General features: G+C 56.6%; 13 protein-coding genes. 1 reads left to right on the top strand and 12 read right to left on the bottom strand.

Annotated elements, in window-relative coordinates; all coding sequences use genetic code 11:
- Nucleotides 1-130 precede the first annotated feature (130 nt).
- Together GFC01_RS06210 and GFC01_RS06205 are read right to left on the bottom strand one after the other, a co-directional pair.
- Nucleotides 131-2,095: an FtsK/SpoIIIE domain-containing protein gene (locus GFC01_RS06210; protein ID WP_152945778.1), complete on the bottom strand. Its 1,965-nt coding sequence runs from the start codon at nt 2,093-2,095 to the stop codon at nt 131-133.
- Nucleotides 2,095-2,349, bottom strand: a complete 255-nt coding sequence (locus GFC01_RS06205; RefSeq protein WP_152945777.1) for a hypothetical protein — start codon at nt 2,347-2,349, stop codon at nt 2,095-2,097. Before GFC01_RS06205 ends, GFC01_RS06210 begins: the two co-directional genes overlap by 1 nt.
- Nucleotides 2,350-2,616: 267 nt before the next feature.
- Between GFC01_RS06205 and GFC01_RS06200 the strand changes: the two genes are divergently transcribed.
- On the top strand, nt 2,617-3,549 hold the full coding sequence (locus GFC01_RS06200; protein ID WP_152945776.1) for an Abi family protein: 933 nt from the start codon (nt 2,617-2,619) through the stop codon (nt 3,547-3,549).
- A 103-nt stretch (nt 3,550-3,652) separates the two neighbouring features.
- Here the strand turns inward: GFC01_RS06200 and GFC01_RS06195 are convergent, their stop codons facing one another.
- The 10 genes from GFC01_RS06195 to GFC01_RS06150 all read right to left on the bottom strand — a co-directional run bounded on the left by GFC01_RS06195 (nt 3,653) and on the right by GFC01_RS06150 (nt 14,627).
- Entirely contained in the window at nt 3,653-4,360 is a 708-nt protein-coding gene (locus GFC01_RS06195) for a hypothetical protein (RefSeq protein ID WP_152945775.1), read from the bottom strand.
- Nucleotides 4,353-6,173 carry a TraG/VirB4 family ATPase gene (locus GFC01_RS19960; RefSeq protein ID WP_152945774.1) on the bottom strand — a complete coding sequence of 607 codons (1,821 nt, stop codon included), beginning with the start codon at nt 6,171-6,173 and terminating at the stop codon, nt 4,353-4,355. The genes GFC01_RS06195 and GFC01_RS19960 overlap by 8 nt, the downstream gene beginning before the upstream one ends.
- On the bottom strand, nt 6,170-7,951 hold the full coding sequence (locus GFC01_RS06185; protein ID WP_341473786.1) for a DNA topoisomerase 3: 1,782 nt from the start codon (nt 7,949-7,951) through the stop codon (nt 6,170-6,172). The genes GFC01_RS19960 and GFC01_RS06185 overlap by 4 nt, the downstream gene beginning before the upstream one ends.
- 70 nt (nt 7,952-8,021) lie before the next feature.
- Nucleotides 8,022-8,426, bottom strand: a complete 405-nt coding sequence (locus GFC01_RS06180) for a hypothetical protein (RefSeq protein ID WP_152945773.1) — start codon at nt 8,424-8,426, stop codon at nt 8,022-8,024.
- The gene (locus GFC01_RS06175; protein ID WP_152945772.1) at nt 8,410-10,086 is read right to left on the bottom strand and encodes a helix-turn-helix domain-containing protein; all 1,677 of its coding nucleotides are present in this window, start codon (nt 10,084-10,086) and stop codon (nt 8,410-8,412) included. The genes GFC01_RS06180 and GFC01_RS06175 overlap by 17 nt, the downstream gene beginning before the upstream one ends.
- A 24-nt stretch (nt 10,087-10,110) precedes the next feature.
- Nucleotides 10,111-11,613, bottom strand: a complete 1,503-nt coding sequence (locus GFC01_RS06170; RefSeq protein WP_152945771.1) for a hypothetical protein — start codon at nt 11,611-11,613, stop codon at nt 10,111-10,113.
- Nucleotides 11,610-13,208: a hypothetical protein gene (locus tag GFC01_RS06165; protein WP_152945770.1), complete on the bottom strand. Its 1,599-nt coding sequence runs from the start codon at nt 13,206-13,208 to the stop codon at nt 11,610-11,612. The genes GFC01_RS06170 and GFC01_RS06165 overlap by 4 nt, the downstream gene beginning before the upstream one ends.
- A gap of 20 nt (nt 13,209-13,228) precedes the next feature.
- Nucleotides 13,229-13,564, bottom strand: coding sequence for a hypothetical protein (locus GFC01_RS06160; protein WP_152945769.1), 336 nt, complete (start codon nt 13,562-13,564; stop codon nt 13,229-13,231).
- Between the two features lie 111 nt (nt 13,565-13,675).
- On the bottom strand, nt 13,676-14,176 hold the full coding sequence (locus GFC01_RS06155; protein WP_152945768.1) for a metal-dependent hydrolase: 501 nt from the start codon (nt 14,174-14,176) through the stop codon (nt 13,676-13,678).
- 82 nt (nt 14,177-14,258) lie between these two features.
- Nucleotides 14,259-14,627, bottom strand: a complete 369-nt coding sequence (locus GFC01_RS06150) for an HU family DNA-binding protein (RefSeq protein ID WP_152945767.1) — start codon at nt 14,625-14,627, stop codon at nt 14,259-14,261.
- Nucleotides 14,628-14,660 lie beyond the last annotated feature (33 nt).

Here is a 14,660-nt window from a genome sequence, read left to right as displayed (position 1 = left end):
CCCCGACCTGTATTGACCACCTGTATTACCGCATGGCTCTATAAAGTCACCCCCAAAATACAGGCCGGGAATACAGGTTCGGAATACAGGTCGAAATATCTCAAAATTTTTGGTTCTGAAAAGTTGGGAGTCATTCTTCCTCTTCCAGGGATTCCAACCACTCGGCCGCTTCCTCGGGATTTACCACCAGGAGATAAGGCTTGCCCGCCCCCTGGCCCTTGATCCATCCCTCGGATTCCAGCTGGCGATACAATTCAAACAACCGATTTCTGTCCATGCGCAATTCCTGACGCAAAGTCACGGTGGAGGGAAGTGTCCTTACATCCTTCCCACCGGGATTTTCGCACTCCAGATGCACCGCCAGCCTGGCGACGTAACGCTTGAGCCGAACAATGTCTTCTTCCCCTCTTTCAAAACCGGATTCGCTTTCTTCCCGCGTCCTCGTCCCTCCAACTTCTCCCGTTTCCAAATACACCGGCGGTTGCGGAGCTTCATCATCATCGTCACCGCTACCCAAAGGGGCCAATTCCACGGTTTCACCGCCTGCCCGTCCCTTTGCTCCCCCGTTCTTCCCCGCCCCGTCAAAAGCCGGCACGGGAGCCGCTTCTACTCCGCGCCGCCGCCAGTAATCTTTTAACCGGGCCAGCACTTGCTCCGTTTGCTCGTCGCTGACGCCGACGCCGGGGGACTGGAAGCGGATCAAGCCGAATTCTCCTTCCAACAACGCCAGGCCGTCTCCCTTGCCGGTGAGCGTAACGCCGGGGTCGCTGTCCAGCACGGTCATGTAGTCGCGCTGACTGACCAGGCGGAACACTATGCGGCTGGGCAGGTTGGCCTTGATCACGCCCGTGATCACGTCCACCGAAGGCCGCTGCGTGGCCACGATCAGGTGGATGCCGGCTGCCCGGGCCAGCTGGGTGAGCCGCTGCAAATTCTCCTCCACGTCGTCTTTGGCCTGAATCATGAGGTCGGCCAGTTCGTCGATAACGCAGGCGATGTACGGTATGTTGTCCTTAGTCTTGCGCCGGTATTCGGCGATGTTTTTCGCCCCAGCATCCCGGAACATGGCATAGCGGGCGTCCATTTCCGCGCACAAGGTTTTGAGAAGTGCCACCGCGTCTTTCGGCGTCGTCGCCACTTTCAGCACGTGCGGAAAATCGCGGTAATCGGAAAGCTCCACCTGCTTCGGGTCCACCAGAGCGATGCGCAACCGGTCCGGCCCCAGGTACATCAACCAGGAAACCAGCACTTCGTTCAACCACCAGGATTTGCCCGCCCCGGTGGCGCCGGCCACCAGGAGGTGGGCCACCCTGGTCAGGTCGGTCAGCACCGGTTCGCCCACTTCGTTCACGCCCACCGGCACCGGAAGGCCGCCTTTCTTCAAAAGCTCCTGGTATTCGTCGGAGGTCACCACCTGCTTCAAGACCACCGGCTGTTTTCTCCGGTGAGTAACGATCAATGCCGCCGTGTTCGCCCGCGGCCCGGAAACCACCTGGAGAGACGGCGCACCTATGGCCGCCTGGAGATCTTTCGCCGAATTCTGCACCCGGGTCAGCCGGAGGCCCGGCGGCAGGAAAATGATCACCCGGGCCGCCGCCGGGCCGTCGGAAACGTCGATCACATCCACCCTCTCTCCGGGCTGCGTGAGCCCGATGTGCTCAAGAGCCGGGGCCACTCGCCGGGCGATCCCCTGGCCGCTGCGCTCGTACGCTTCCCTGGGAGCGTCGGGCAGAAGATCTTCCACCTTTTTGCCGGCAGGTTTCGCTTCTGCCTGTTTATCCGCGCCTATGTTGTCAAGCCAGCTGGCGAATCGGCCCAGCTTGTCGAGCACCGGCTTCTGCCGCAAAAGGTAAATGCCCAGGCAGACCGCCGGGATGCCCAGACCGAATTCCATCCCCTTGTAGGCCAGCGGAAGGGGAATGAGGTTTAAAACCCACTGGCGCAGTTCGGGCTGGTAAACGTAGAACGCGCATCCGGCACCGACCAGGGCTAAAACGAGGTTGGCCTGGAATATCCTTTCGCCCCAGGTCATTTCAGAAAAGCTTTTCTCCGTGACCGGTTTGCTTTGCAACCGCTTCTTTCTGGGGATCGACATTATTTGCTCACCTCACTGACGAAGGTGATGAATGCGTTGGTAGCCTTCTGCGCGGTACTGTAGACCGCCGGCCAGAGTTTCGTGACCACGTCGCTGGCCAAAGCGATCACTTGGTGGGGGTGCGTTACCGCGCCGATGAAGGCCACGGCGCCAAACACGTACTCCAGAGTTTTGACCAGGTGCCTGTGGACGAACTTGTTCAAGATCCACAACGCCAGAAACATCAACGCAAGCGCGGTAATGGCGTGAGTCATGGGTAGATCACCGTCCTTTTTTTTAAATGGGTTTACAAAAAAAGGGCATCTGCCCAATTCACAAGCCTCTCTAAGCCGCGTCAACCCAACTCGCCTCTAAAAGAAAATCCAAAAGTATAAGTATCTCGGAGGTTGCAGAAGATGATCTTTATTCTTTGCGATTTCTGCCTAAAATTGCCTTGAAATAAAGTTGTACTACCCGGGAGCTATATTTTATAATAAAGTCAACAGAGCCTGCCGCGCCTCTAGGCATCGGGAACGATACCTATGCGGACCAGGGCGGGCCATTTGTATTTCGGGGGGGAAGCTATGTCTTGTTCCCTTCGGTCTCTAAATAGTTTTCCTAAACCACCTTTGACAATTGAAGAACAAATCGAACTGTTAAGGCAGCGAAAATTGATTATAGAAAATGAAGAATTCGCAAAAGAGGTTCTAAACAGTGTAAGTTATTACAGATTAAGTGGGTATACTCTAAGTCTTAGAGCAGGTAATCTTTTTCATGAAGGTGTAACCTTCCGATCAGTTTACCAAATATATGAGTTTGATCGGAAGTTGCGTCATTTGTTACTTGGAGTTATTGAAGTAGTGGAGATAGCTTTAAGAACACAAATAGCGAACCATATGGCGCTTAAATATGGAGCCCTGGGTTATCTTAACAGCTCATATTTTAGGGATCCTCTCTTTCATCAGGAATTTTTATTGGAGCTACAAAAACAAATAAAAAATACCAAAAACAAAGAATTATTTATTAGGCATTATATTGAAAAGTACAATGGCAAGTTTCCTATATGGGCCGCTGTAGAAATATTTTCCCTAGGAATGTTATCTAAGTTTTTTAAAAATTTAAAAATAGAAGACCAAAAAGCAATTTCTCGTGGATACTATGATTTTCCTCCCCAATACTTGGTAAGCTGGATACATGCACTAGTCACCTTAAGAAATATATGTGCTCATTATGGTAGGCTTTATAACAGGACTTTTACAATAACCCCAAAATTAAGCAAGGAAATCAAAAAGCTAGGTTTCCTGGATGATAGATTGTTTACCTACATTTTTATTTTAAAGTATTTAATAAGAAGCAGGAAAAAATGGATATCATTTTCTACTAATTTACAAGCAATTATTGCGGAATACAAAGATGAAGTGGATATTTCACTTGTAGGGTTCCCTTGTAATTGGTATGAAATATTGCTATCATAACCCCTCTTTTCCACACAGTTTCCAGATAATTATGTTCAACGAACTTCCCCAGAGCCAATAAATAGAGAGGCCGCCTGAATTGCGCGCGGCCTCTGCGAACTCTTCATTTCCCCTTCGCAATTTCCTGCAACTGACTATAGAACCGGCTCACCCCGACCCACCAGTTGGGGTCTCCGGCGTACCCCCAGGCCGGGTTGTCACGGAAACCGTCCGCCCCGAAACCGTTGATCCATTGAATTACGCTCACCCCAGGCGGGCAGTTCCGAGACAGCCGGGCCACGGTGGACGCCGCCCACATCGCCGACACGTCGAAGCCCGGATGATACCGTATCCAGCTCCCGAACACGTTGAACGGGTTTTTCTCGACCATGCTCCAATCCGAATACCGCTTCGGCACGAACGATTGCTCCTGGCCCGTAATGGCCAGCAATAAAAGCGGGTCTACGTTCCACCGCTTCCCCGCCGCGTCCAGGGCCTGCATGTGCGCCTCGTCGGCCAGGGCGCTCCCGCGGGCGGCCAGCCAGGCTATGACCGCCTGTTCCCCGGCGGCGTCCACCGGCTTATAGGCTATCTGCTCAGGCACGTACGAAGGAACCGGCCCGGACGGCAATCCGCCCGGGCCGGTGCCGCCGTAATCCCCGAACATTTCCCCGGCGACGGGCGGGTACACGACCAGGGGGGCGGCCAGCATGGTGCCGAAATAAAACAGGAACGCCACAAGGGTAAACAGGAACGGGGGAGACGCGAAGAGTAACAGCAACGGCAAAGCCGGTCCGCCCCGTTTTTCTTCCACCGCTGCCGCTTCAGCCATTCTTTTTCAGCCCCCTGGTTTCGTACATTGCCATTTCCTCATCGGGGAGAAAAATCTGGCACCGGTCCCACCCCCGGTCGAGGTGCCGGATCAGGAACTGGTGGCTTAAGTGCATGGTCTTGAGCATGTCGGTGATCTCCTTGGGAATCTCGGCGTTCTTCTCCACCGCCGCGATTTCGGAGTTCTCCAGCCAGAAGAAAACCTTGTACTTGCTGTTGGCCCACACGCCCGTGCCGCCCTCGCCGCCGGTGCCGTGCACCCAGAAGACATACGGCTTGTTGGTGGCCACCACGACCAGGCCGTTCAGGTGGCGAATCATGGTAGCCAATGTATTGATGAACGCGCTGGCCTCGGCATTTAACAAAAGACGCTGTGCCTCATCGAAAACGACCGCCGTGTACCGCTTGCCGCGGATCTTTTCTTTCCGAAGCAAGTCACGAACAAAGGAAAGTGTCATAGTCATCTTCGCCGCACCCACCTGGGCGTCGGCGCCCTCGACGCTCTGGGCCACCTGGAACACGACCAGCGAACAGTCCTTGGGTACCGTAACCTGTTCGGCGTTCCTGAAAAGATTGCGTTTGCTCCCGGTGAAATAAATGGCCAGCTTGTCCCGCAAACTGGCCGCTTCCGGCTTTTTATCCCGGCAAAGGAAGTCCCACCAATCCTCCATATCGAAAGGCTGTTCTTCGAAATCCCACGTGCTCGGGTCATCCAGATTGATTTTGGCCTCTTCGTACATTGCCATCAGCGCCCGGTCGGCGGCGTTCCGTTCTCCGGGCGTGATGCCATCCGCTAGAATGCTCACGGTGGTCAATAGAGCGTCGGAAACGGCGAACAACCTGGCGTCGTCCTCTTCCGGCACGCCCATTTTGGGCGGTATGGACAGGGGGTCGATGTACTTGCCGGTGTTCATCGTATGGTCGATGTACAGGCCGCCGGTGCGTTCCGCCAGTTCGCGGTACTCCCCGTTCATGTCGAACACGATGACGAGGAAATCTTCCATGCGCATGCCCTGGATGATCGCTTTCTGGAACGTGGACTTCCCTTCCCCGGACGCCCCCAGCACGATGATGTTCTGGTTTTCCTTACCTTTCTTCAGGTTGACGAAGTTGGCCGTCATGGTGCTGACGGAATGTCCGAAATAAACACCCGTCCCGTCGTTGACGCTCCCGGTCAGGCAGGGATACAGCGTGGCCACCGCGTCGGACTGCACGATCCGGCCCGGATAAGCCTTCTGGAACGCCTCGTCGGAGCGCCCCAGCACGAACGTTTCCCGGAAAGCCGCCTGCTGTTCGTAAACCAGCTGCACGGCCAGCATACCCATGTCTTTGAAATCAGCGATGATCCGCTGAACAACCGCATCCAGGGCGCCGGGATCCCCGATGCTCCGAACGACCACGTACATCCAGATGTCCACCGTGTCCGCGCCGCCGTAGTAGCTCTCGCGCTTGAGCATGTCCATGGCCTCCAGCGCTTTGACTTCTGCCGGATCGGGCGTTTGCTCGGTCGAGACTTTCCGGGCTAGGCGCTGGTACTTCCAGTTCATTTTCCAGCCCCAGTCCAGTACCGCCTTGCGGTACTGGTAGACGATCTCCAGCGTAACGTTTTGCGGCAATACTTTCGGCTTATATATGCGCTCCAGGAATCCCGGCGCAACCGGGTAGCCGGGCCAGGCGGCCACCCGGAGCACGCGGGTGTATATGTCGCCGCCGACGATGGTGTGCTGAGGATGCTTCTCGATGCCGCCGGCGACGGCCGCCAGGTATTCGGCAAAGCTCCGGCCGGTTATGGTCTGTTGATCCACAATGCTCACCTCACCAATTCCTTGGTAAACTCCTTAATCCCGTTCAGCCACTGGCCCGCGTTCATCCGCCCCCGTTCGATCTCCATCAAACCTTGCTCCCACCGGGCAGTCAACTCAACCGACTTTACCGCTTCGGGCACCAGATCGATGAGCCTCTCGCCCTTCCCGGTAGGAACCAGGCTCTTACTTTCCCGTTGGATGTAGGCCCGCCGGATCAACGTTTCGATAATCGACGCCCTTGTGGCCGGGGTGCCGATACCCCCGGCGGACTTCAACGTATCGGCCATATCCTTGTCGTCAACCAGTCGGCCGGCGTTCTCCATGGCCGCCAACAAGGTGGCTTCAGTAAACCTGGCCGGCGGCTTGGTGCGCTTTTCCAGCGGCTTCACGTCCTCCACCGAAACCGGCTCGCCTTCAACAAGGGAAGGCAAAGCATGGTCATCGCTCTCCGCGACGCCCTCCCGGCCGTAAACCATTCTCCACCCCGGCTCCAATTCCACCCGCCCCTTGGAGAAAAACGTTTCGCCGCCGGCTTCGGTCACCGCCAGAGTTTCGGCATAAACGGCCTCCGGGTAAAAGGCGACCAGAAACCGGCGGGCCACCAGATCGTAAATCCGCCGCGCATCCTGGTCCAGCGCCGCCAGGTTGGGAGCGATAGCCGTCGGGATGATGGCGTGGTGGTCGGTCACCCTGGCGTCGTCCACGTACCGCTTGCCCAGAGGCGCCGGGTCCCGCGGCACCAACCCGGCGTATTCCGGCGCCGCGGCCATGGCGGCCAGCCGGGAGGCCAGGGTATCCCGCGCTATCGCCCAAGTCAAGTGCCGGCTGTCGGTTCTGGGGTAGGTCAAGAGCTTATGCTTTTCGTACAGCGCCTGGGCCACATCCAACACATGCTGGGCGGTGAACCCGAACCTCCGGTTGGCCTCCTTCTGCAAGTCGTTGAGGTTGAACAGCATGGGCGGGAGTTCCCTCACCCGCTTGTTTTCCACGCGGACAACCCTGCCCGCGTCGGCCCCGGCGGCCCTGGCTACGACGGCCTCCGCTTCCTTGAAGTCAAACAGGCGATCGCTGTCCCCTTTGAACCACTTGCCGGCATAGGTTTCGCCGCTGGTTTTCTGGAATATGGCCCAGATTTCCCAATAAGTCTGGGGAACGAATTCCCTGATCTCCCGCTCCCGAGCGACAATGAGGGCCAAAGTGGGAGTTTGGACCCGGCCAACGGAGAGCAGTTCTCCGTGCCGGACCGTGAAGGCCCGGGTGGCGTTCATCCCCACGATCCAGTCAGCCTGGCTCCGCGCTTCGGCGGCCGCGGCCAGGTCGTCGAAGTACCGCCCATCCCGGAGTTCCGACAGGGCTTTCCTGACCGCCGCCGGTGTCGCTTCGGAAAGCCACAGCCTTTTCACCGGTTTCTTGCACCCGCACCAGGCGTAGACGCGGCGGAAAATCAATTCCCCTTCCCGCCCGGCGTCACAAGCGTTGACCACCAGGCCGATTTCGGGGGAATTAAGCAACCGTTTTAATATGTCAAGTTGCTTTCTGGTCTTCTCCACCGGGCGGATCCTGAACCGCTGGGGAATGATGGGGAGGGTATCCAAGCTCCATTTTTTCAGCGATTTGTCGTAGTCTTCCGGCTCGGCCAATTCCACCAGATGGCCCAGCGCCCACGACACGACGTATTGCCCGTTTTCCAGCCAACCGTCCTTTTTCGTGAAACGGCCAAGCACGGCGGCGACGTCCCGCGCCACGGACGGTTTTTCTGCGACAATCAGGGTTTTTATGGCAACCACTTCCTTTCCCGATACCCGATGTTGCTGCGCAAAAAGAAAGCCCGGCGCACAAGGCCGGGCCTGTTTGTACCTACGCCAATTTCTTCGCCAACCGCAAGATCCTTTCGCGCGCCCGGCGACAAAGCTGGCGGAACAGCGCGGCTTTCGCGGGATCTGGGCTTGCCTTCAGCGCATCAACCGTTTCTTCTACGACGCGCAAAAGACCATCTATGTTACCGATCACTTGGGCTTCCTTGCGCTCGCCAACCAGCAACAATTTTTCCGCATCCCCGCCGCACAAATAGTAGACACCGCCAATGGCGTAAACGACGATATTCATTTCCCGCAACGCCCGGGCCATTCGGTACACCCTGGCCCGTTGACGTGGGCCGTCGCTCTGGCAAAGAAGCAATGCAGCTTCCCCCACCGGCAAGCCTTCCGGGTGCCTTTCCTGCAACAAGGCCAGCAACGCCTCGGCGTTAATTCTTTTCGCCATTGCTTTTCCCCCCTTTCAACACGACAAACTTGGGCGGCTTTCTTTCCAACAAATCAAAAAGACCGGACAGCCGGTCTGCTAAAAATTCCAGGGAAAGCCTGAACATCGTGTAGGCCATTACGTCGGCCGTTTTGCTGGCCACCTCGCGAAGACTTCCGCTGTCAACGATATCATTCTCTTGCGCAAGTTCGGCCAGAGAATCGCTGTGATTTTTAAGTACCCGGTCAATGGCACCGCCCAGCTCCCTGCACAATGAAGTGACCTTTTCCAAAGACGATCTAAATTCGGAATTGTCCCTAAGACTTTGCTTGGATTGACTGGCTTGTGGCTGAATCATTTTATTATTTTCGCGAGTCTGAACCGGAGTCGAGTTTACGGGAGATGTATTTATTAAGTCAATGTGCGCTGCCGCCGGTCGTAACGAGTCTGCAAAAGGCTTATTTTCTTTCGTCAAAATCGGTTCATAATTGAAAACATCATTATCATTATCTTCCACACCTTCTTGATCCGTTACAGAATTATTAACCCGACCACATATTTCCATTGCAATTTTTTGTGGCTTTGCAACCTCTCCCAGAGACATTTCCTCTGCGTTACCATCAACCTCATTTTTACCGGTTCCACGCATGAGGTCGATCTCTTGTCCTTTTCCACCATCTCCATAACTGGAATTATTTTCATGCTTAGGTGTGAAAATTTTCTCACTTGAGCATTCCCGCCGGGAAACGACCTGCTCCAACGATGTGTTCAGGGATGTTTGCTTTGGCTTGCCAACTGCAGGTTGTTCGTCCGGTTGATTGGTTTGAAACTGGTTCTCTTTCCTGTTGGAATTATTTTCATGTGAAGGTGAGAAATTTTTCTCACTTTCACATGGTATATTTTCCCATTTTGAAATAGTAGTCCGGTCTAATCCCAGCCTCTCTGCCACCTCTTCCTGGATCAACCCCTCCGCCCTGGCATCTTCTCGCTCCGCCGCCAAGCTGCTATCTAAAAGCCGAAAACTAGAATTTTCTGTATATGCATATGCATGTGTCAAATTTTTTACAGCCGCATATTCCTCTTCACATCTGCTGGCATTGGAAATATTTTCATACTCAAGTGTCAAATTTTTTACACTTGAGTATTCCTGATTTTCCCATCGCGATATTGTTTGTTGAGAAATACCCAATTTTTCCGCTACCTCTTCCTGAGTCAACCCCTCCGCCCGCATCCGCAGGGCCTGCTCGCGGGCCTCCGCTCGGGCCTCCTCCCGCTCCGCCGCCAGGTCGGCCACCCAGTTCTGCACGGTCTGCCGTGTAACCCCGAGTAAGCCGGCAATTTCAGTAACCGGCCTTTTCCCATACCACCGCCGGGCGGCTTCCTTGAGTTCGGCTTTGCTCAGCGGGCGACCGTGCCGGAGGTTCTTCTCCACCGCCCGCACGTCGGGGTCGGCCGGCTCTTCGATCTCCGCTTCCACCGCTTCGGCCCCCAAAAGGCGGTACGCCTCCAACCGGTGCCGCCCGTCAATGAGCCTGTTGTCGGGCATCAGCACGAGCGGGGGGAGCTTCGCTCCGGATTCCAGCGCCTCCCGGTAACGCTCGACCGTTTCCGGATCAACGGCGGAACGAGGGTAGATGGCTTCGTCGACGATTATCTGGTTAATATCAACTTGCAATTTCACCACGCCCTTTCCTCAAAATACGCCTCATTTGATTTGTTGCGCCGAACCGTCCGGTCCCAGCATGTACGCCTCAACGCGGCACATGTACTTCCGGGCCACTTCCTGCAGCAGGGAAAGACATTCCTTCGCATCGCTCCCCGGCCACCAGCCGGAATTGGAAAACGCGATGTAAACGTGGCCGGAGCGCATCGCCTTCCTAACATCCAACGGCACGTCGTCCGCCGCCATCCCCCGCTTCCATTCGAACCACACGGAATTGACCATGCGGTAGCGCCTGTAAAGCTCGCTGGTAAGTCCCGAAAGCCGGGCACTTTCGTTGCACCCCCGGGTGATCACGATCAGATTCGCCTTGCCCCGATTGAGCATGGCAAAGGACGGACGAGCCGCGAGCCAGAACAGGGACAGCGGGCCGGCGGGCTTCGGCAGACCCGGTTTCAGCTTCAGCAGCGGTAACCTGCTCCCGCTTTTCCGTGGCTCTTCGACCTGACCATCCAAGCGGTGCATCCGCGGAACCGCCGGCGGAGGCGGAACAAAACCCGGGCGGGCATTTCCCCGCGCCACTTCCAATTCCGGCTCCGCCCTCGCCGCTTCGACATTGAGGACGATCTTTTCCTTGGACCGATCCCGGTCTTTACCGGACACCTCCGGCAACTCCCAGGCGGCGCCGCGCACCGGCTCCATGCCTCGATGCAACTTCGGATTCAGCTGTCGCGCCGCCAGGTCGCGCACCAGCTCAGGCGACAGGACGACCGCCGACGCCCCGGACGCCTGCAATTTCTGCATCACATCGCGAGCGATCTCGCCCATCACCTGCCGGGTTTTCAGCTCCCGCTCCTGCTTGTTTTTCGGTTTGGGGTGAAAGTCCAGGGAAAACGGATCGGCGGAAATCCTGACCACATAGGTACAAGACCGGGAAAAACCGGTCTCCCCCAGCATGCGAAAATATTCCCGCCGGGCTTCGGCAAGTTTGGCCAGGGATTTCGGCTGGGAGCGCCCGGGCCGATCCGGCTCCCCGGCGTCTCCGCCGCGCAGTATTTCCAGGTCGTTGATCACGAAGCAGTCCAGCTTCATGCCGTGGCCGAGCACCCGGAGCACGGCCTGCATCCAGGCGACGCCCGCCTGGTCTTTTTCCTCGTCCGGCTTGGTGTCCCACGCCCCGGGGGTAACGCCGAGGTAAAGACATTGCTCCTGGTCCCGGGTCACGATGAAAATCCCGTCGGCCTCGCTGACGTTGACCAGTTCCTGAATATTTTTATCCCCCTGGGCCGCCGTGCGCAAATCGGTTTCTTTTTTGAACCCGCGCCGGCGGCGCAGTATCCCCGGAACGTCGAAAAGAAGCCAGCAGAACACCGCGAAGGGCACGCCGGGTATAAGGACCAGCTTCATTCCCCAGGGGAACGGCGGGACGACGCACAACAACCCGAGCACGACCGATGGGATTAAATAAACCAGGTGGAAAAGCCTTAACGTACCAAAGATGTGCACGTCCTCCCTGATGTCGGCGGGAAATTCTACTCTCATGATCACTTATCGCTCCATTCACCGGCGTAGATATGATCTTTTGGCCTCACGGGCACTTCCTGCGGGAGATCGGTTATCGGATCTTTCACTATGAATTTCTCTCCCTTTGTCCAGTAAAGCTTGTGCTTCGGTTTGCCCTCCTCGTCTTTTTCCTCCGCTAAGCGCTTCATATGCTCTCTGTACCTTTTCTCCGCGTAGCCCTTCAGCGCGTCCATGCCCTTGGCGGTCAGCGGACGACTCTCTTCTTCCGGCGGCCTGCCGGAAAGGTCGAACATGCCCTTGGCACCGTATTCCCTGGCCCTGGCCCCGTAGTTCTTCACCTTGCCGGACCCGCCGCGCACCGCATTGCCGGCGGCGACAACTTCCGGCTGGCCGGTGAGCATGCCGGCTACGGACACCAGCTGGCCCACGGTTTCACCGAACTGCCCCACTTTCTCCAAAATTACACCGCCGGCCAGGGACAGTGGCTTTTTGATTTGCGCCACGGAAGGTTTGGCCCAAAACCGGTAGGTGAGATACGCGGTGACGAAAAGCAGAATCATGTTGACCCCCGCGGCGGACAGGCCCAGGAGCGGCTTGAGATTCTGCGTGGAATAGCTCACGTTGGCCCAGATCATGGCCGTCCAGACGAATACCCACAACAACTGGACGAACACGGACCGGAGCATCAGCGCCAGCCAGCCCACCGCCGGTTCCAGTCGGGCGGCGATGATGGAGAAGGAAATGTAAAGCGGTGCCAGCATGGCTCCGACGCAGATGACGAAAAGCCTGGCCAGGCAGAGAAGACAGAGCAATAGCCAGCCGGCGGCGGCCAGGCAGTAGCCGATCACTCCCCCGGAACCCTGGACGTAGTTGCTGTCGATGTTCGTGCTGAACACGGGCGTGATGAAATTGTTGTGGAATGGTATGGCCGTGCCCAGCGTTTGCGGGTTTTGAAACGGAAAACTGACGATTTGGTCTCCGGTGAGGCTGCCTATCTTCAATGAAACCCCGTGCGCGGCGGCGCTCAACGCGTTCAAAGCCCCCTGGCCGAGAGTATTGGCCGTAGTATTGGAGAACCAGATCATGATGTCGACGATCTGGATCGAAAACACGGAAAGCAATATGGCGGCGCCGAAAGTCAACAACACGGGAACCGCGTCTTTTCTGCCGTGAAGGATGTGGAAAACGTCCAGCGTCAGGAAAAGCACCGCGACGACCAGGCAAATGATCCAGACGATCGCGTTTCCGTGAAGCACCCACGGGATATTGTATAAAAGCGTGGTGTTGAGGAAGGCGACTGCCAGTATGCCGTCCATCACCTGGAGGATGGCGTCCACCGTCGACCCGATCATGTTGAAAAATACGCTGGACATGGCCTTCAGTAAGGCATCGGCAAGCCGAGAGGGGAAATTAAGGATTGCATCCACAGCTCTTTCCACAGCGTGAACCAGTCGGGCCAGCCAGCTTTCGCCGCCATCCCCGCCGCCCCCTCCCGAATTTGACTGGGTGGAAGAAGAGCCGGAAGAACTCGCGCCGGAGTCAGCGGCGAAAACCGCCGCCGGCGCGAGCATGGAAAAAATCAAGAACAGTAGAACAAAAACCGCCATGAATTTTCGCACGCGGACAGCACCGCCTTTTCTTAATGGAACTGCCCGAGAATGGGGCTAATGATGTTGGTGTAAATCCAGTTCAGAAGCGGGTACCAGCCCTTGGTGAGACTCAGCATTAAAATGACCAGGGCGATGCCGATGTTGATGAAGGAACCGCGAACGCTGTGGATGTCTTTCTTGCCCGAGGTCAGGTCCTTGGCGTGCAGGACCAGGTGGAACACCGCGTAGGCGAGGAAAATCACGGCTAAAACGGCGATCACGTCGTTCATGATGGTTACGAACGGCGTGATGACCGTGCTTCCGTTGATGCCGCCGCTGTTCAACCCACCTTTGGAAAGGACGTCGGTGGGGATCCCGTTATCCATAAAGCGACAACTCCTTTCTTTTTTTGATGTTCACAATAAGCAGTCAATAAGTGCATAAAAAAAGGAATTCCGCTATAACCACTCCTTCCGCACCTTGACACTCACCTCCGCCTAAAAATTGAAATTGAACCCCAGAAACCTGGCCACACAAAGAAAAACCGCCAGGTACATGGCGGGACGGACAACCATGTTTTCGCCGAAACTCCCCGCGGCGAAAACCAGGGGCGCCGTGCTGAAGTGTTTCCCCAAGGGCCAGAGCCACGGCACACCGTGGGGATTGAGGCTGTCCAGAACGAGGTGCGACAGCACGCCAACCACGGCGGCCAAAACGTACATGTGCGGGGTGTGAAGCGCCAGCAAACCGAAAGTCACCGCCGCACAGAAAGCCAGGGAGTGGGTCATGGTGCGGTGGGGCACGACTGCGGACACCACCCTGCCTCCCAGTCCCAGAAGCCGGTTGGGCAGAGACCCGCCGTGGTCCACATCCGGGGCCAGCGCGGCCACCCCGGAGACCAGCATGACGGGCAACGCGGCAGACGGGGGAACGTGAAGGAACAGGGCCGTGGCGGCCCCGGCGGCCATACCACCCATGAAGTGGGTCTGGTACAACAAAACAAGTCACCTCCTTTTCGGAAAAGAAAGAAGCCCGGCAGAGATATGCTCTCTCTGCCGGGCTTCCATACGGTACGGGTATTCACTTGTTCAAAGCCGCCTTTAAGCTCAGGGCCGGCTTGAACCGCAAAACCTTGCGGTCAGGAATGGTGATTGTCCGCGGCCCGCGACCAAAAGCGTTGGGAATGTGCCGCTCCGCGCCCGGACGCTCAACGGCGAAAAACGTGCCGATGTCGGGAATGTAAACGCGCCGGCCTTTGCTCAATTGCTCGGCCAGCAACTCGTTATAGGCATGCACCACTTCGGACACGTCCTTCTGGGTGAAGCGCGTCCGTTCGGACACTTTTTTGATCATGCTCTTCACGGAGACCGTTTCCGGGCGCTTCCTGGCGACCGTTTCCTTCGCGGCTTCCCGTTCCGCCGGATCGGGTTTTCGACGCATTTTAGCCATAAATTGCGATTCCTCCTTAATTGTTTTAACGGG

This window comes from Desulfofundulus thermobenzoicus (genome assembly GCF_009428905.1).
Taxonomy (GTDB): Bacteria; Bacillota; Desulfotomaculia; order Desulfotomaculales; family Desulfovirgulaceae; genus Desulfofundulus_A; species Desulfofundulus_A thermobenzoicus.
Note: the sequence above shows the minus strand (reverse complement) of the source record. Positions and strands in the feature narration are given on the sequence as shown.